Origin of the sequence: Mesorhizobium sp. YR577, assembly GCF_900116595.1 — a bacterium.
Taxonomy (GTDB): Bacteria; Pseudomonadota; Alphaproteobacteria; order Rhizobiales; family Rhizobiaceae; genus Mesorhizobium_M.
On record NZ_FPBI01000006.1, the window covers coordinates 266,999 to 282,606 of the forward strand.

Here is a 15,608-nt window from a genome sequence, read left to right on the forward strand (position 1 = left end):
CCGGGAGGGTTGCTGCAAGGCACTCCTGGCTGGATCGCGAAACGAGAGGGCCTCGGCAGAGCCCCGGCGCGATAAACTGTTTCTTCTCCTCCTGTAAGCGTCCGACAGCATGGGATTCGTCCCGGCTGAACTGGACTATGAGGGGATAATAAGGAGTTTCCCATGCCGCAGACCGGCACTGTCAAATTCTTCAACCATGCCAAAGGCTTCGGCTTCATCACGCCGGACGATGGCGCGAAGGATGTCTTCGTCCACATCTCGGCGGTACAGGCCTCAGGCCTTCCCGGTCTCGAAGATGGGCAGAAAGTTACATTCGACACCGAGCCGGACAAGCGCGGCAAGGGTCCCAAGGCGGTCAATCTGACGGTCGGTTGAGGCCCGTCAGCCTGTGCCGGGGCTCCAGCCCTCGCAGGCGCCTGACGCCGTCGGCATTGCCCGTTTGGCGGCTCCACAAGGTTTGAATGTCCTGGCCGTGAGGCCGGGACAATAAGGCAAAGCGGCCCGTATTTGCCTGACATGGCGCATTCGCTGCCAGATTCACCGAAAAGCGGAAAACCTTAACTAAGACATAAAAGCCGTTCAGCCTGCATTCAGGTGCGGTGCCCTATTTCTCGTCTCAACGCTTGGCCCGCCCCAGAAATCGGGCTCGCGTGAAGGAGACCAAAATGAATCGCTTTCTCAAGACCGCCATCCTTGGCACCGCTGTGGTCGCAACCACGCTGACAGCCTTTTCGGCGGCAAATGCAGACGATCGCTGGCGTTATCATCACCGCAACCACGGTGGCGACGCACTCGCGGCCGGCGTGCTCGGTCTGGCGGTCGGCGCACTGGCTGTCGGCGCGCTGAATACACCGCCGCCCCCGCCGCGCTACCGCTATTATGAGCCCGACTACCGCTACGCCGAGCCGGACTACACCTATGTCGAGCCGCGCCGCGTCTATCGCGAGCGTCCCCGCCGGGTCTACGTTCAGGAATACGCAGCGCCGCTGGAGCCCTGGTCGCCAGCCTGGTACCGCTACTGCGAGGGCCGCTACCGCACCTTCGACGCGCGGTCGGGCACCTATGTCGGCTATGACGGCCAGGAACACTTCTGCAACGCTGGCTGATCCCAGCCGCAAGCGACAATAAAAACGGCTCCCCGTGCAATCGCATGGGGAGCCGTTGGCATTTTGGTATCGCAGTTCCAGTTCTTGTCAGAGAACCACGACAGCCGCGCCGACCGGCACCCGCTCATAAAGGTCTGCGACATGCTCGTTGACCAGCCGGATGCAGCCGTTTGAAACCGCCGTCCCGATCGTCCAGGGTTCCGTCGTGCCATGGATGCGGTAATAGGTGTCACGGCCGTTGCGATAGAGATAGAGCGCCCGCGCACCGAGCGGATTGCCAGGCCCGCCAGGGACGCCGTTGGAGTACTTGGCGTATTTGTCAGGCTGGCGCTTGATCATGTTGGCGGTCGGCGTCCAGCTCGGCCATTTCGCCTTGCGGGCAACCTCGGCCTTGCCCGACCAGGCAAGCCCCGCCCGACCGACCCCGACACCGTAGCGGCGCGCCACCCCGAACCCCTCGACCAGATAGAGGAACCTGTTTCGCGGATCGACAACGACGGTGCCGATCGGATAGCCACTCGGAAAATCGACCAGCTGCGGCATGAATTTGGGATCGATTGCGAATTGCTTTTTTGGTTTCGCGGCCAGTGCCGCTTCTGGTGCAAGTGCGCTGGCCGCCAAGCCAAGCATGAAAACACGACGATTGAACATTGTCTTACCCCTTCGAAGACGTGGATCACGAATTTGATTTGATGATCAGCAGCTTCGAAGGTTCGGCGGCTTGTCGGAAACCGGCCATATGGCGGCAACCGCAGGTGAATCGTCCAACGGACGCGCCAGAGGTACCGCCGGAACCGCGGCTTCGTCCGGCTCGTCGACAATATGGGTCATATCTATCTTGCAGAACGTCTTGCGCGGCGGACGGCCTTCCTGCTCATCGCCGTCCGTTTGGCCGTCCGATAGAACAGCCTCCGCGAGCTGCGCCTTCGCGCATGGCCGTGCCGATTCATGGGGCAAAGCGGAAAATGCAATGCGACCCGCTGCGCCGGCATGCATCGTCATGACCAGCGCCACGACGAAACCCACAACGCATCGCAGCAGCATGTTACCCATGCTTCGTACTATCGATGAAAACCCTGTCCGACAGGTTAGCGCGCGATCAAAAAGACGTGAATGGCAGTCAAATCAGCGGCTTGGCTCGTCCCGAAGTCAATCGCCTGGAGTGTGCGGATCGGCGAGCGCTGCATCGGGTCGGCTGATCGGCACCAGCGTGCGCGACGTCTTCTTGGCGAGTTCCTTGGCGCCGTTGCGCTGCAGGATGGCCCGGAAGCTCGGATGCATGCCACCATCCGAATAGGCATGAACGGCAACGGGCGTGCTGGTGGTCATCGCCGTCTCCATGGCGCGCATCTCGGCGTCACGCTTGGCGAGCAGGGCCGGCTCTTCGATCGTCGTCATGGGCGGGCAGGCAGCCAGTGGATCGGCAGGCTCGCCGCCCTCGAACTGCGCGTCGAAGACATAGCGGCGTCCGCAGGCGGAAATCGTCGGCTGGCGGCGCGACACTTCGAAAATGTCGTAGCCTTCCTTGAGGTTCTTCCAGAACTCGATGTTCGGATCGCTACGATACTTGGCCATATTCTGCGCCGTCATACGGAACGGAAAGGCCTGGACCTGGAAGGATGTCTGTCCGCCCTTCAGCGCCTCGCGGGCGACCGCGTAGATTTCAGCGACGCCATCGTCGGTCATGGCGTAACAGCCCGACGACGAGCAGGCACCATGCACCATCAGCGCCTCGCCCGTGTAGCCGAGCGCGCTTTCAAGCCGGTTCGGGAAACCAAGATTGAACGACAGATAATATTGCGATTTCGGATTAAGCATCGACACCGAGATGGTGTAAAAACCTTCGGGCGCCTGACGGTCGCCGTTCCGCACCTTCGGCCCGAGCTTCCCGGACCAGCGGCACATCGGATAAGTCTTCAGCAATGCGTAGCGACCGCTGCGCGTACGCTTCCAGATCTCCAGTTCGCTTTCCTGCTTGAAGATGCGCACCAGGATCGGATCAGACGGCTTCATCTGCTTGGCATTCATCTGGCCCATCAGCTTGGCCGGTATCGGCTGGATCGCTCTCTTGTCGACGTCGAGTACGCTCGACACGCAGCCCGAAAGGACTGCCGAGAGCACCACCATCGCCAAAAGAATCGCAAATCTACGCAGCAAATCCAACCCGATCCGTCCAAGGAAACCCGTCACCCAGCCTCGACCTGCCATAATTGTGTGGCAGAACTGCGGGCATGGCGGTTCATATCATCGCTGCCATTCTTGGTCAGCATGATTAACGAAGAGTTGATGGTGCCCCGCCGGCAGCCGTCTTCTCCCCTGCATTGAGCAGGCGCAGGGCATTGCCGACGACCAGCAGCGAAGCACCGACATCGGCAGCGATCGCGCCCCACATCGTAGCGATGCCGAATGCGGTCAAGGCCACGAACAGCGCCTTGACGCCCAGCGCAAACACAATGTTCTGGCGGATGATCGACATCGCTCGCCTCGAGTGACGTATCAGCCACGGCACCTTGGAGAGATCGTCCGTCATCAGCGCTATATCGGCCGTCTCGATCGCCGCATCGCTGCCGATCGCGCCCATGGCAATGCCGAAATGCGCGCGCGCCATGGCCGGCGCATCGTTGACGCCGTCGCCGATCATCGCAACCATCGCATGGCGCTTGGTCAGCGCGTCGATGGCCTCGACCTTCTGTTCCGGCAGCAATTCGGCCCGCACGGTATCGATGCCGACAGCCTGCGCCACGGCATTGGCAGCGGCGCGGTTGTCGCCGGTCAGCATGATGACTTCCTTCACGCCTTCGGCATGGAGCGCCAAGAGGATCGCCTTCGCCTCCGGCCGGATCGTGTCGGCGAGCGCGATGATGCCGCAAAGATGCTCGTCATTGCCGATGATGACCGTGGTCGCACCCGCACTTTCCAGTTCGGCAATTCGCGCCGCCACCGCATCGTCCGCCTGCCCGCGCTCCACCACGTAGCGCCAGGAGCCCAGCCAATAGGTCTTGCCGTTGAACGACCCTTGCACGCCCTTGCCGGGAAGTAGCTTCACGTCTTCTGCGGCAACCGCCTTGACCTGCTTCGTAGCGAGATACTGGGTGACGGCCTGCGCCAGCGGGTGCGAACTTCTCGCCTCCAAAGCTCCTGCCCTTTGCAACAGCTCTTCCTCGGAATGGCCGGAAAGCGGAATGACGCGCGTTACCTGCGGCTCACCCTTGGTCAGCGTGCCGGTCTTGTCCATCGCAAGTGCCGTGAGCTTTGCCGGCAGCTCGATGAAGGTGCCGCCCTTGATGAGCACGCCGTTGCGCGCTGCGGAAGCCAAAGCAGCCACGATGGAGACCGGCGTCGAGATGACCAGCGCGCAGGGGCAGGCAATGACCAGCAGCACCAGCGCGTTGTAGAACCAGGCGCCCCATGCCCCGCCGAACAGCAGCGGCGGCACCACGAAAACCAGCAGCGCCAGCACCATGACCGCAGGCGTGTAGACCCGCGCGAAACGCTCGACCCACTGCTCCACAGCGGCGCGGCGGCTGTGCGCATCGGACACCATGCGGATGATGCGCGCCAGCGTCGTGTCGGTGGCCGCCTTGGTGGATTCGACCTCCAGCAGCCCGTCGCCATTGATCGTGCCGGCGAACACCTCGTCGCCGATCTCTTTCGAAACGGGAATGCTCTCACCGGTGATCGGCGCCTGATTGACGGCACTCGTGCCCGCAACGATGCGCCCGTCGAGCGCGATGCGATCGCCGCCGCGAACGATGAAGCGGTTGCCGACGGCAACCTCCGCTGCCTTCATTTCGCGCTCGCCACTGGCGTCCTTGACCCGCACCACTGGCGGCGCCAGATCGAGCAAGGCCGAGACCGCGTTGCGTGCCCGCCCGACGCTCCAGCTTTCAAGGAGCAGCGACAGCGCAAACAGGAAGGCGACGGTCGCAGCCTCGAACCATTCGCCGATGATCAGCGCACCGGCTACCGCGACCATCATCAGCAGGTTCATGTCGGGCGACAGGCGTTTCAGCGAATACCATGCCTTGATAGCGACAAAGCGCGCGCCGGTGATTACCGACAGCAGCAGTGCCGCCTGCTCGGCCAGCGGCGTGCCGGCGGTGTGATGACCGCCCATGATTTCCAGGAAAGACTGACCCGGCGACGTCGCGACATGCACGGCAAAGCCGGCGAGCAGGAAGATGCCACTGAGCGTGGTGAAGAGCTTTTGTTCGCCCAGCCGCGCATCCTTGGCCGGCGGTGCGCCCTCCTGCCACGGTTCGGCCTTCAAGCCGGTCGCAGCCACCGCCGAGACGATCGCGGCATCTCGCACCGAACCGGCGCTGTCGAGGATCGTCATGCGACCGTTGAGCACGTCGAAGGCAAGGTGTCTGTCGCCGCCGACGACCGGGCCGACCGCCGTCTTCAGCGTCGCAACTTCCTCGGCGCAATCCATGCCGAAGACGCGAAAGCTGCGGCCGGAGGCTTTCTGTGCCGCCGTCGGCGCAACCGGCAGCGGACCGTGATCGTGGTCATGATCATGCGCGTGGTCATGGCTATGGGAATGCCCATGGTCATCGTGCTTGTGCGAATGTTCGATAATTTTCGCATGCCCGGAATGGTCATGACCGCAGCAGGACGCAGGTTCAGCGGCGTGAGAGTGGGTAGTTTTCCGGGCAGACATGGTTCGGCTCCTGTTCATTCAGAAGCGGCGTAACATCTATAGCAACTAGAGCTACAAGAGGCTTTTTGACCTTTTTCATGTTTTCGCTTCCGGCCCTCAGATCTGCGCCACGTGCTTGACCTGCGTCGAGAAAGGCTCCACATCTCCAGAGACTAGAGCTATTCAGGGAGTCAAAAATGCTGACCATCGGCGACCTGTCGCGCAGAACCGGCGTGAAAATTCCGACCATCCGCTACTATGAGCAGATGGGCCTGATTACGGCCGCCGAGCGTTCCGAAGGCAACCAGCGCCGCTATACGCGCGAGGAGCGGGACCGCCTCTCCTTCATCCGCCACGCCCGCGACCTCGGCCTGACGATCGAGGCGATCCGCGAACTGATCGAGCTAAGCGCCCACCCCGAACAGCCCTGTACCGAAGCCGACCGCATCGCCGCCGAGCAATTGCTGGCGGTGCGCGCAAAGATCGAAAAGCTGAAGCGGCTCGAAAGCGAGCTGGAACGCATCACCAGCCATTGCCATGGCGATCAGGTCAAGGATTGCTACGTCATCCAGGCGCTGGCGAACCACGATCTTTGCGAGCATGAGCATTAGAGCTCTAGAGTGTCTCTGGTTTCAGGTCAGTGCTGCCCCTCACCTGCCTGCCGGCATCCTCTCCCCGTATAGCGACGGGGAGAGGAAGGCTGGCCGCAACCTTGCCGTTTCTTCCTTCTCCCCGTTTACGGGGAGAAGGTGGCCCGAAGGGTCGGATGAGGGGCAGCGCCAACCTCTCAGCATCAATCTCTACCGCCGAAACAAAATCTCCCCCGTCCCGAACACAGCATTATCCCCGCCGAACTTGCCCGGCGCCCTGCCGAGAAGCGGCCGCTTCAGAATACCATCCGTCACCAGATAGCGATCCATGACCGACGCAAAGCTGCTGTCAGGCGCACCGCACTCCACAAAACTCGGCGACAGCTCTGCGGGCTCGCGATCAAGCAGGATCGAACCGCGCCGCATGAGATAGCCCGGCAATCGCCCGACACCGCCAGTGACGACCAGCGTCCCGGCAATCATCCGCGCCCCGGCATACTCGCCGCAGCCTTTCAACACCGCCGCCACGCCGCGCCTCATCCGGTCCCCAGCAAAAGCGCCTGCGCGTCCGCGCACGATCACCACGCCGCCATTCATGCCGGCGAGTTCGCCGGCCAGCGGCCCGCCGAGATGATCGCCGGCATTGCCCATAATTTCGAGGCGACCACCGCGCATGCATGAGCCCGCGTGAGGACCGGCATTGCCTTCGATCGTCAGAACTCCGCCACGCATCTGGCGACCCACCTGCGCGCCGACATCGCCCACGACGCGGATCGTGCCATCGACCAGCCCGGTGCCGACACGATCGAACCGCTCGCTGCCACCTTCGAAAACGATGCTCTGCAAATCGCCGCCGGAAACCTTGAACAGATCGCCGACGGTCAAGCCGTGCTTGGACATACCGAGCCGGATCTTGCCGATCTCGCTCTTATCCATGCCGGCGAGCTTTTCCGGCGTCAGCAGCGAAAGGTCGAGCCGTTCCGGCGGCGTTTCGCGAAGGGTGAAGGTCAGCGCTTTCACGGCAGCAAATCCCTCAAATGATAGTGGAACTTGCCGAGCTTGCCGCCGTAATTGCCGGCGCTGATGCGCGCGGCACCCTTGGCCGGCCCGAGCTTCGTGACCGCACCCAGCCCGGCCTTCATCGCGGCAGCCACGGCATCGCTGGTTTGCCCGTCGATGACGATCTCCAGCACGGCGTTGATGCCGGGATCGAGCTCGCTCTTCACCACGCCGCGCAAGGTTGGCGCGAAAGCGTCGTTGGTCGAGGCGGTCATGCCCTTGTATTTGCCGCCGACCTTGGAGCCGGAGCGCACGACCCCGCCGGGAAACGGCATGATCGCACCCGGCACCTTCTCGATCGCCGCAACCGCCGCTTCCGCCGCCGCGAGTGCCTTGGCATTGCTTTCGGCAAGCAGCAGCAGATTGCCGCCACCGACCGCCTCTTTGGTCAGGCCGGTCGTCGCCTCGCACAGGAACTCACCATCCATCACCGGCACGCGCCAGTAATGCCTGCCGCCGAACTTCTTCGACACCTGCCAGCCGTCACCGAAATAGCGCAGCGCCGAACCGAGCTTAAGGTCCGCCGTGCCTTTCAGGTCGGCAAAGCACGCGCTACCCGGCGAGGTCAGCACGCATTGGCCGAGCCGGTTCTGCAGCTGCTTCTGCAATTCGTCTGTGCTGACGGCAAAGATCATTACCCGGCAGCCTGGCCGACCGTCCGGCGTCTGCGAAGCCGGAAGCTCGACATCGATCGCCGCCTCGCAGCCGCAGCCGATGACCGAGGTGGCGAAGCCGGTCATCGAAATCGCCGCCTGCCGCGCCCATTTGCGGTTCGGCCCGGTGATGATGATGGCGGTCGCGCGCATGCCGAAGGCTTCCGCGAAGGTGTCGTCGATCGCCACGCCATTGACCATCAAGCGTTGCATGACACCTCGCCGAACGGTTCATCGCGCCGGATGGCGGAATCGGGAAAATCGAACCAGTCGAGCGACAGGCCGTAGCGGTCCTGGTGATAGGCCTCCAGCCGCCGCACCATCGCCTTGTCCGGTGGCGGGTTGAGCCGCAGCGCCCTGCCCCAGCGATAATTCTTGATCGCGCCATCCTCGACCACCACCTCGCCATTCTTGATGACGAAGGCGGCCTCGCGGAACATCTGCGCGATATCCTTGCCCTTGCGATAGACGGCAACGTCGGCCAGCGCGCCGGCGCCGAGATGGCCGCGATCCTTCAAGCCAAGCAGCTTGGCGGGCGCTGCCCGCGTCATGATCGCTATCTCCTCGAACGTGTATTCGCGGTCGATGGAGCCAAGGGTGGTGAGGGCCAACGCCTTTTGCGAAAGGTTGGCCGCCGCAGCATTGCGGGCATCGCGGCTCATCAGCAGCGCAAACAGATCGGGATAGGCGGTGAACGGCGCGCCGTTTGGATGGTCAGTGGTGAAGAACACCCGCCATGGATCGTTAATCAAGAGAAAAAGCTCCAGCCCTATCGCCCATTGCACAGAACCGTAGAAATCCTCTCGGTAGCGATAGGGCACGATGCCGCCGCCATTGCCGTCGCCATCGAAAATCACCGTCTTCTTTGGGCTCGCCGTGCCGCGCGAGGTGAACTGCCGCATCACGTCCGACGAGATCGTCACCGTCTGGCCGAACATCACCTGGCCGATGTCGATGGTCACTTCCGACGTCGAATTCACCAGCTCGGCAAGCCGCGCGCCTTCCGACGAGAAGCGGCGCTTGCCTTCGGTGCCGTAGCCATAGAATTGCAGATGCGCCAGATGCAGCGGCACACCCTCGGCGGCGGCAATCGTTGCGGCAGCGGTGTCCGCCGCGCCCGGCGCGCCGAGATTGTTGCAATGGACATGCAGCGGATGCGGAATGCCGAGCTTGGTCACCGCCGCCTGCAGCGTTTTCACGATCTTGCGCGAACTGACGCCATAGGACGGCACGACATCGTCCAGCGAGAAGGTCCGCACATTCTCCTTGAAGGCCGCGGCGGCCCCGGCATTGATGACCTTCACGCCAAGCGCCCGGCTCGATGAGACCGTCCAGGCGACGTAATCCTCGATCATCTGCGAGGACGCCTTGTCGCGGATCATCGACAGCAGGAAATCGTCGTTGCCAAGGATCGCCAGTGTCGCCTTGTCGATGATCGGGATGTCGGCAAGCTCAAGATGCGTATGCAGAGCGCTGCCGGGCGACATCGCCGGCTCGACCACGGTGGTGAACCCCATCTTGGCGTAGAGGCAGCCGGTCTGGAAGGTCGACCATCCCGCATTGGAAAGCGGTGTCTGAGCTGGTCTCGGCGCGTGCGCCGCGTGATGCTCAGGCAGCAGCAGGCGCGCTGTGTTCACATTGCCGCCGCCGATATGCGAATGGATGTCGATGGCTCCGGCCATGACGACGCAGCCGGTGGCATCGATGGTCCGGTCGGCCCGCCTGCCGGCTGGCGCCTCGACGATCGCCTCATCTTCGATCCACAGATCGCCCTTGCCGAGCCGTCCGTTGACGGGATCGATAATCTCGCCGCCCTTGATCCGCGTCAGCATGGCAGCGCCTTTCCGTCAGGCAGGTGTTCGGCAATCAGCCGCAGGACCGAGGCAGCATCCGGCAGATCAGTCGCGGCCTGCGCCTTGACGGCGGCTAGCGTACCGATCCGGCTCGACCAGGCAACGGCATCGTGGTCGACACCCGGTTCGCCGATGGAAATAGTGACTGCAGCGCCGGCCGCGGGCTTCTTGCCTTTCGTGAGCGCGATCAACGAAACGCCCTTAATAATCGAAGGCACCCGGTCCTTCGCCGATGTCCAGAGGTGCAGATCGGCCTCGCCCGCAGCGAGCATCCGCGCCACGTCGAAGCGCCATGGATCGAGCTCCGGCATCCCTCGCGCAAAACCGGTGCGCATGGGAAAGCCGGTCATCCAGGTCGAGGCGAGCGTGCTGCCCCAGCCGCTTTCGCTTGCGGGAAGATGAAGCGCCGAGGCGCGCGACTTGCGGTTGATGTCGGCAATCAGCCCCTGCAGCATGTCCAGCCCGGGCAGATCGAGCGACTGGCCGCAAAACAGGAAGACGGGGAACTTTGCCTCAGCCAGTGCCTTTGCAAAGCGCTCGAAATTCGACACCGGCTTGGCCACCCCGCGCCCGGCGCATTGAGCCCGAAGTGCCGCCAGCGTGGCGTCAATGCCTGCACCCGCCACGGCAAGCCGCGTCGGCTTGGCCTTGCTGAGATATGCCGCCTTGGTTTCAGCCCCGATCAGGAAAAACTGTCGGGAAGCACCGCCGCCAAGATCGGGAACCGTGCTTGCAAGCTCCGCGACGAACTCGTGGTGATGGGCAGGCAGGCTGCCTGCGATGACGACGACATCGGCCCGTCGCCGCGTTTCGCCGGGTGCGATGAACATACCGCCTTTGTCGGTGAACAGCGCGGTCTCCCGCGCCAGCGCTTCACCGCCGATATGGTCATAGGCCGCACCGACGCGCTCGGCGAGCGCGATCGCCGCGCGCGTGCCGTGCACATCCGTATCGAAACTGAAAACCGGACTGAGACTGGACACCAAAAGCCCGGCGGCATGCTTTGCCGCCTGCGCTACAGGCACATCCCGGTCGCCGATCCACGCAACCGCCATGCAATGCTTACTTTCTGGTGCCGATCAGACTGTAGCTAAAAATAATTCGAGCGCAAACCCCACTCGAGACAACCGGGTGCGGACGTTTTGCCGCGCCGTCAGTCGTATTTGACGTAAGCGAAGCGCTGGTCGGTAGCCGGCGTGCCTTCCAGCGCCCCGCCTTCCTTGGCCGGCTGCCACTGCACGACATCCTCGATTTTCCGGGCGAGTTCGAAATCCTTGTCGGTTATGCCCTTGGCCGCGTGGTTCATCAGCTTCACCTCGACGAAGGCATAGGAGGCCGCAATGTCGGGATGATGCCAGGCCGCCTCGGCCAGATGGCCGACTGTGTTGATCACCATCAGCGTCGATTTCCAGCTGTGCGTCTTGTACTTTCGCCTGATCCAGCCGTTTTCGTAGCGCCAGTTCGGCAGGTCCTTCTTCAGCCGTTCGGTAACCTCAGCTTCCGAATAAACCTGCTCTTTCGCGGCTTTTCCATCATCGTCGCTCATTGCCGTCTCCACCTGTTGCACAGAATGCCGTTGCTTCTCCGTGCGCGGAAAGAGCAGAGATATCCTCTCCCCCCGCTTGCTCCATCGATGAAAGCAGTTATCATGATGGCGGGCACCTAAACTTCTGTGATGCATGTATGATGCACCCACATGGGGGCAGATGTCTAATTCCGTAACGATAAAGGTGCCGGCGCGACTGCATCTCGGATTCCTCGATCTGAGCGGCGAAGCCGTACGGCGCTTCGGCAGCCTTGGGCTGCCCCTGAGCGAGCCGGAAATGGTGCTGACGCTTTCGCGCGCCGCCGAGACAATCGTCGAGGGGCCGGACAGCGCTCGCGCCGCCGAGCATCTGGCGACGCTCTCCGGACATCTCGGCATACGCTCGCATCATCGGCTTTCGATCGAGCAGGCCATACCGCGCCATGCCGGCCTCGGCTCCGGCACCCAGATCGCCATCGCCGTCGCGGCGGCCTTGCGAACGCTGCACCGCCTGCCGCTGGAAACCGGCACCGACGCAATCCTTCTCGGCCGCGGCGAGCGCTCCGGCATAGGCATCGCCAGCTTTGAAAGCGGCGGCTTGATCATCGATGCCGGCAAGGATGACAGCGGCAAGCAGCCGCCGGTGATCGCCCGCCTGCCCTTCCCGGACGACTGGCGCGTGCTGCTGATCCTCGATTCGCACCTGAATGGCATTCATGGCGCAGACGAGATCGAGGCCTTTCGCGCGCTGCCGCCATTCCCGACGACGAGCGCCGGCGAGATCTGCCGCCATGTGCTGATGGGCGTCATGCCGGCAATGATCGAGCACAATCTCGCAGCCTTCGGCACCGCCATCACCGCGATCCAGTCCACCATCGGTGCCTACTTCGCGCCGGCACAGGGCGGGGTCTTCACCAGCAAAAGGGTGGAAGCCGTCGCGAACAGACTGGCGGAAGCCGGCGCCGTCGGCATCGGCCAGAGTTCGTGGGGGCCGACAGGTTTTGCCTTTGCACCTTCGCAGGACGCCGCCGAAGCGATGGTGCGTGCCGCTGCCGGAACAGCCGAAACCGGCGTGGAGATAAAGATTGTCCGGGGTCGCAATTCGGGCGCGGAGATCGCGCCATCAGAACTCGACCTCGTTGGAAGCTGAGACGTCGAAGGGCACCACCCGAAACGTCGGAAAGACCACACATGGCCACCAAACACATTCTGCACATGCTCACGCCGCTCCGGCAGATGAGCCCCTTCGACGTCAACATGGCGGTGGATGCCGGCTTCGACGCGGTCGTGCCTTACACCGGCGTCACGCTCGCCGAAGTCACCGGCCTGGTTCAGGACGCCATCTTCTCGCGCCCGCCGGATGCGGGTGCCAATACCGGCATCTTCATTGCCGGCAAGGATGTCTCGCTGGCACTCGACATGTTCGACGCGGCAAAGCAGGCCATGGTGCCGCCCTTCGTGGTTTCGGTGTTCGCAGATCCGGCCGGTTCCTTCACCACGGCAGCCGCCATGGTCGCCAAGGTCGAGAAGGCGCTGGACAAGAAGTTTGACCGCAAGCTGAAGGACACGCGCATATCTGTTTTCGGCGCCACCGGCGTCGTCGGCTTCTGCACCGCCGTCATCGCTGCCAAGGAAGGTGCGCACGTCACGGTCGTCGGCCATGACGGCCTGCAGCGCGTCGGCAAGATCGCGGCGGAAATCAAGAGCCGGTTCGGCGTCGAGGTCCATGCCGAAGACGGCTCATCCGAAGCCAAGAAGACGGCGATCCTGGAAGCCAGCGAAGTCGTACTCGCCGCAGCCAAGGCAGGCGTCCAGGTGCTTTCGAAAGCGCAGTTGAACGGGGCGGGAAAGCTGTTGCTTGCGGCCGATGTGAACGCCGTCCCACCCGCCGGCATAGAAGGCCTCACGGTCAACGCCAACAGCGATCCGATCGATGGTGCGAGCGCCCTGGGCATCGGCGCACTCGCCATCGGCAATGTCAAATACAAGACCGAGTTCGGTTTGTTTCAGAAGATGATCGACGCCAAGAAGCCGGTCGCATTCGATTTTCAGGACGCATTTTCCCTTGCCCGCGAGATCGCAAAATAACTCCAAGGCCGTGGTCATCGCGGCAATTTCCGGCCGTGCGCTCGCAACGGCGGCGCGGCGCGCCGGCTATCGCGCGCTGGTCGCCGACATGTTCTGCGATGCCGACACCGTGGAACTGGCGGACCGCGCCATAAGGCTGCCGGGCAACCTGCACAGCGGCATCGACGGCGCGCGCATGATCGATACGCTTTCGCAGCTCACCGCCGGTGAGGAGCCCCTCGCCATCGTTTGCGGGTCGGGCTTCGAGCGCCTGCCCGGCACGCTCGACCGGATCGCCAGGAAATTCCCGCTTGCCGGCAGCAGCGGGCAAGCCGTTCGCCGGGTAAAAGACCCCGAGACTTTCGCCGCCGATTGCTCGGCACTCGGCATTCCGCACCCGGAACTGCGGCGCGACCCGCCGGCTGATCCCGAGAACTGGCTGGTCAAGACGGCAGGCGCCGCCGGCGGAACGCACATTCATCGTGCGAAGAATGAGAAGGCAAAAGCCGGCCGCTATTTCCAGCGCTTCATTCCGGGCAAAAGCATCTCTGCGCTGTTTGTCGGCGACGGAAGCTCCGCGCGCGTCGTAGGCTTCAGCCGCCAATTTCTGTCGCCAGCACCCCACGCCCCCTATCGCTATGGCGGGGCGGTACGGCTGCGCCGCTTCGACCGCAAGGATGCGGCAATGATTGGCGGCTGGCTGACCGCACTCACCGCTCAAGCCGACCTCGTCGGCCTGTGCAGCGCCGATTTCATTCGCAACGACAATGGCTATCACCTTCTGGAAATCAATCCGCGCCCGGGCGCGACGCTGGACATCTTCGACACCGATGAGGCACCGCTGATGGAAGCTCATCTGCGCGCCTCGCGCGGCGAAGCGCCCCGCCTGCCCGGTTTTTCCGATTGCATGGCGTCGACGATTGCCTACACCGACCGCCCGATTCCAAGTTTTCCGCAGATGGCATGGCCCCAATGGGTGGCCGACCGCCAGTCCGCCGGGTCCAGCCTCGATGCCGGTGATCCGGTCTGCACCATCTTCGCAAACGGCCCAAGTGCACATGTCGCCCAACATGCCCTGAACCGCCGCGTGCGGGAATTGCAACGCCAATGGGCAGGAGACCCGTCATGAAGGACGGTTCCGCATATCTCAACGACAATGCGCAACGCATCGTCCAGGACATGATCCGCGATGCTGAGCGCTTGCGCGTTTCCGTTTCGAAAGGCCCTCTCGGCGAATGCCTGATCGACGCCGGCGCAAAGGCGCAAGGCAGTGTCGAAGCCGGCCTGCGCATGGCCGAGGCGGCCATGGGCGGGCTCGGCGTCATCACCACCAATCTGGACCAGGGTTCGGACAAGTGGCCGCTCCATGTCGAAGTCCGTTCCTCGCAACCTGTCCTGGCCTGCCTCGCCAGCCAGTATGCCGGCTGGAATCTTTCCAGCGGCGAGTATTTCGCCATGGGTTCCGGGCCTGTTCGCGCGCTGGCACGGGTCGAGCCATTGTTCTCCACGCTCGCCTATCGCGAGACCGCCAATGCTTCGGTGATCATTCTGGAAACCGCAAAGCCGCCACCCGAATCGGTCGTCGAAAAGGTGGCAAAGGCAACAAGCCTCGCTCCCGAAAAACTGACATTCATCTACGCGCCAACCCAGAGCATTGCCGGTGCGGTGCAGATTGTCAGCCGCGTGCTTGAGGTAGCCTTGCACAAGGCCAACGATCTCAAATTCCCGCTCGACAATATCATCGACGGTGTTGCCACTGCCCCCATTCCGGCGCCCCATCCGGATTTCCTGACCGCGATGGGCCGCACCAACGATGCCATCATCTATGGCGGCGTGGCGCAGCTTTTCGTGCGCGGAACGGCAAAGGATGCGCAGGCGCTTGCCGATAAACTGCCGAGCAGCGCCTCGCGGGATCATGGCCGCCCCTTCGCCGACATCTTCAAGCATTTCAAAGGCGATTTTTATGCCATCGACCCGCTGCTGTTCAGCCCGGCGCAGGTCCTGGTGACGGCAATCGAGACCGGCGATACCTTCAGAAGCGGCGGCCGCGATTTCGCAATGCTGGAAAAAAGCCTCGGCTGACGCATGATGCCAGGTCGAAAGCCGGCGCGAA

At 63.0% G+C, this 15,608-nt stretch carries 16 protein-coding genes; 7 read left to right on the plus strand and 9 right to left on the minus strand.

What is annotated here, in order from left to right:
* The first annotated feature begins 162 nt into the window (after positions 1–162).
* The gene (locus tag BM413_RS11220) at positions 163–375 is read left to right on the plus strand and encodes a cold-shock protein (RefSeq protein ID WP_024925394.1); all 213 of its coding nucleotides are present in this window, start codon (positions 163–165) and stop codon (positions 373–375) included.
* 290 nt (positions 376–665) lie between these two features.
* Positions 666–1,106 (plus strand): BA14K family protein, encoded by a 441-nt coding sequence (locus tag BM413_RS11225; protein ID WP_091913311.1) that lies wholly within the window; start codon positions 666–668, stop codon positions 1,104–1,106.
* 87 nt (positions 1,107–1,193) lie between these two features.
* On the opposite strand, the gene BM413_RS11230 is transcribed toward BM413_RS11225, so the two are convergent.
* The 4 genes from BM413_RS11230 to BM413_RS11245 all read right to left on the minus strand — a co-directional run bounded on the left by BM413_RS11230 (position 1,194) and on the right by BM413_RS11245 (position 5,769).
* Complete coding sequence (locus BM413_RS11230; RefSeq protein WP_091913405.1) at positions 1,194–1,736, minus strand: L,D-transpeptidase; 543 nt, start codon at positions 1,734–1,736, stop codon at positions 1,194–1,196.
* 66 nt (positions 1,737–1,802) lie between these two features.
* Positions 1,803–2,159, minus strand: a complete 357-nt coding sequence (locus tag BM413_RS11235; RefSeq protein ID WP_139238576.1) for a hypothetical protein — start codon at positions 2,157–2,159, stop codon at positions 1,803–1,805.
* A 96-nt stretch (positions 2,160–2,255) separates the two neighbouring features.
* On the minus strand, positions 2,256–3,233 hold the full coding sequence (locus tag BM413_RS11240; RefSeq protein WP_091913316.1) for a L,D-transpeptidase family protein: 978 nt from the start codon (positions 3,231–3,233) through the stop codon (positions 2,256–2,258).
* A 145-nt stretch (positions 3,234–3,378) separates the two neighbouring features.
* Entirely contained in the window at positions 3,379–5,769 is a 2,391-nt protein-coding gene (locus tag BM413_RS11245; protein WP_091913318.1) for a heavy metal translocating P-type ATPase, read from the minus strand.
* A gap of 176 nt (positions 5,770–5,945) precedes the next feature.
* Here BM413_RS11245 and BM413_RS11250 point away from each other — a divergent pair, with 176 nt between their 5' ends.
* On the plus strand, positions 5,946–6,359 hold the full coding sequence (locus BM413_RS11250; protein WP_091913320.1) for a MerR family transcriptional regulator: 414 nt from the start codon (positions 5,946–5,948) through the stop codon (positions 6,357–6,359).
* 189 nt (positions 6,360–6,548) lie between these two features.
* On the opposite strand, the gene BM413_RS11255 is transcribed toward BM413_RS11250, so the two are convergent.
* The 5 genes from BM413_RS11255 to BM413_RS11275 form a co-directional block, all read right to left on the minus strand.
* Positions 6,549–7,358: a formylmethanofuran dehydrogenase subunit C gene (locus tag BM413_RS11255; RefSeq protein WP_091913322.1), complete on the minus strand. Its 810-nt coding sequence runs from the start codon at positions 7,356–7,358 to the stop codon at positions 6,549–6,551.
* Positions 7,355–8,263: a formylmethanofuran--tetrahydromethanopterin N-formyltransferase gene (fhcD, locus tag BM413_RS11260; RefSeq protein ID WP_091913324.1), complete on the minus strand. Its 909-nt coding sequence runs from the start codon at positions 8,261–8,263 to the stop codon at positions 7,355–7,357. The genes BM413_RS11255 and fhcD overlap by 4 nt, the downstream gene beginning before the upstream one ends.
* The gene (locus tag BM413_RS11265) at positions 8,251–9,882 is read right to left on the minus strand and encodes a formylmethanofuran dehydrogenase subunit A (RefSeq protein WP_091913326.1); all 1,632 of its coding nucleotides are present in this window, start codon (positions 9,880–9,882) and stop codon (positions 8,251–8,253) included. The genes fhcD and BM413_RS11265 overlap by 13 nt, the downstream gene beginning before the upstream one ends.
* Positions 9,876–10,958 (minus strand): molybdopterin-binding domain-containing protein, encoded by a 1,083-nt coding sequence (locus BM413_RS11270; RefSeq protein WP_091913328.1) that lies wholly within the window; start codon positions 10,956–10,958, stop codon positions 9,876–9,878. The genes BM413_RS11265 and BM413_RS11270 overlap by 7 nt, the downstream gene beginning before the upstream one ends.
* 98 nt (positions 10,959–11,056) lie before the next feature.
* Positions 11,057–11,449, minus strand: coding sequence for a 4a-hydroxytetrahydrobiopterin dehydratase (locus BM413_RS11275; RefSeq protein WP_091913330.1), 393 nt, complete (start codon positions 11,447–11,449; stop codon positions 11,057–11,059).
* Positions 11,450–11,609: 160 nt separating this feature from the next.
* On the opposite strand from BM413_RS11275, the gene BM413_RS11280 reads away from it, so the two are divergent.
* The 4 genes from BM413_RS11280 to mch are packed head-to-tail and all read left to right on the plus strand — an operon-like array spanning position 11,610 to position 15,577.
* Positions 11,610–12,578, plus strand: coding sequence for a beta-ribofuranosylaminobenzene 5'-phosphate synthase family protein (locus tag BM413_RS11280; RefSeq protein WP_091913332.1), 969 nt, complete (start codon positions 11,610–11,612; stop codon positions 12,576–12,578).
* A gap of 41 nt (positions 12,579–12,619) precedes the next feature.
* Positions 12,620–13,516, plus strand: a complete 897-nt coding sequence (locus BM413_RS11285; protein ID WP_091913334.1) for an NAD(P)-dependent methylenetetrahydromethanopterin dehydrogenase — start codon at positions 12,620–12,622, stop codon at positions 13,514–13,516.
* Positions 13,494–14,624 (plus strand): ATP-grasp domain-containing protein, encoded by a 1,131-nt coding sequence (locus BM413_RS11290; RefSeq protein ID WP_244537838.1) that lies wholly within the window; start codon positions 13,494–13,496, stop codon positions 14,622–14,624. The genes BM413_RS11285 and BM413_RS11290 overlap by 23 nt, the downstream gene beginning before the upstream one ends.
* The gene (gene mch, locus BM413_RS11295) at positions 14,621–15,577 is read left to right on the plus strand and encodes a methenyltetrahydromethanopterin cyclohydrolase (protein ID WP_091913336.1); all 957 of its coding nucleotides are present in this window, start codon (positions 14,621–14,623) and stop codon (positions 15,575–15,577) included. The genes BM413_RS11290 and mch overlap by 4 nt, the downstream gene beginning before the upstream one ends.
* Positions 15,578–15,608: the final 31 nt, after the last annotated feature.

Excerpts from the sequence above, each read along its gene's own strand:
- BM413_RS11220 (WP_024925394.1), top strand. The coding sequence starts at position 163 with ATGCCGCAGACCGGCACTGTCAAATTCTTCAACCATGCCAAAGGCTTC.
- BM413_RS11225 (WP_091913311.1), top strand. The coding sequence starts at position 666 with ATGAATCGCTTTCTCAAGACCGCCATCCTTGGCACCGCTGTGGTCGCA.
- BM413_RS11230 (WP_091913405.1), bottom strand. The coding sequence starts at position 1,736 with ATGCTTGGCTTGGCGGCCAGCGCACTTGCACCAGAAGCGGCACTGGCC.
- BM413_RS11235 (WP_139238576.1), bottom strand. The coding sequence starts at position 2,159 with ATGGGTAACATGCTGCTGCGATGCGTTGTGGGTTTCGTCGTGGCGCTG.
- BM413_RS11240 (WP_091913316.1), bottom strand. The coding sequence starts at position 3,233 with ATGGTGGTGCTCTCGGCAGTCCTTTCGGGCTGCGTGTCGAGCGTACTC.
- BM413_RS11245 (WP_091913318.1), bottom strand. The coding sequence starts at position 5,769 with ATGTCTGCCCGGAAAACTACCCACTCTCACGCCGCTGAACCTGCGTCC.
- BM413_RS11250 (WP_091913320.1), top strand. The coding sequence starts at position 5,946 with ATGCTGACCATCGGCGACCTGTCGCGCAGAACCGGCGTGAAAATTCCG.
- fhcD (WP_091913324.1), bottom strand. The coding sequence starts at position 8,263 with ATGCAACGCTTGATGGTCAATGGCGTGGCGATCGACGACACCTTCGCG.
- BM413_RS11265 (WP_091913326.1), bottom strand. The coding sequence starts at position 9,882 with ATGCTGACGCGGATCAAGGGCGGCGAGATTATCGATCCCGTCAACGGA.
- BM413_RS11270 (WP_091913328.1), bottom strand. The coding sequence starts at position 10,958 with ATGGCGGTTGCGTGGATCGGCGACCGGGATGTGCCTGTAGCGCAGGCG.
- BM413_RS11275 (WP_091913330.1), bottom strand. The coding sequence starts at position 11,449 with ATGAGCGACGATGATGGAAAAGCCGCGAAAGAGCAGGTTTATTCGGAA.
- BM413_RS11280 (WP_091913332.1), top strand. The coding sequence starts at position 11,610 with ATGTCTAATTCCGTAACGATAAAGGTGCCGGCGCGACTGCATCTCGGA.
- BM413_RS11285 (WP_091913334.1), top strand. The coding sequence starts at position 12,620 with ATGGCCACCAAACACATTCTGCACATGCTCACGCCGCTCCGGCAGATG.
- mch (WP_091913336.1), top strand. The coding sequence starts at position 14,621 with ATGAAGGACGGTTCCGCATATCTCAACGACAATGCGCAACGCATCGTC.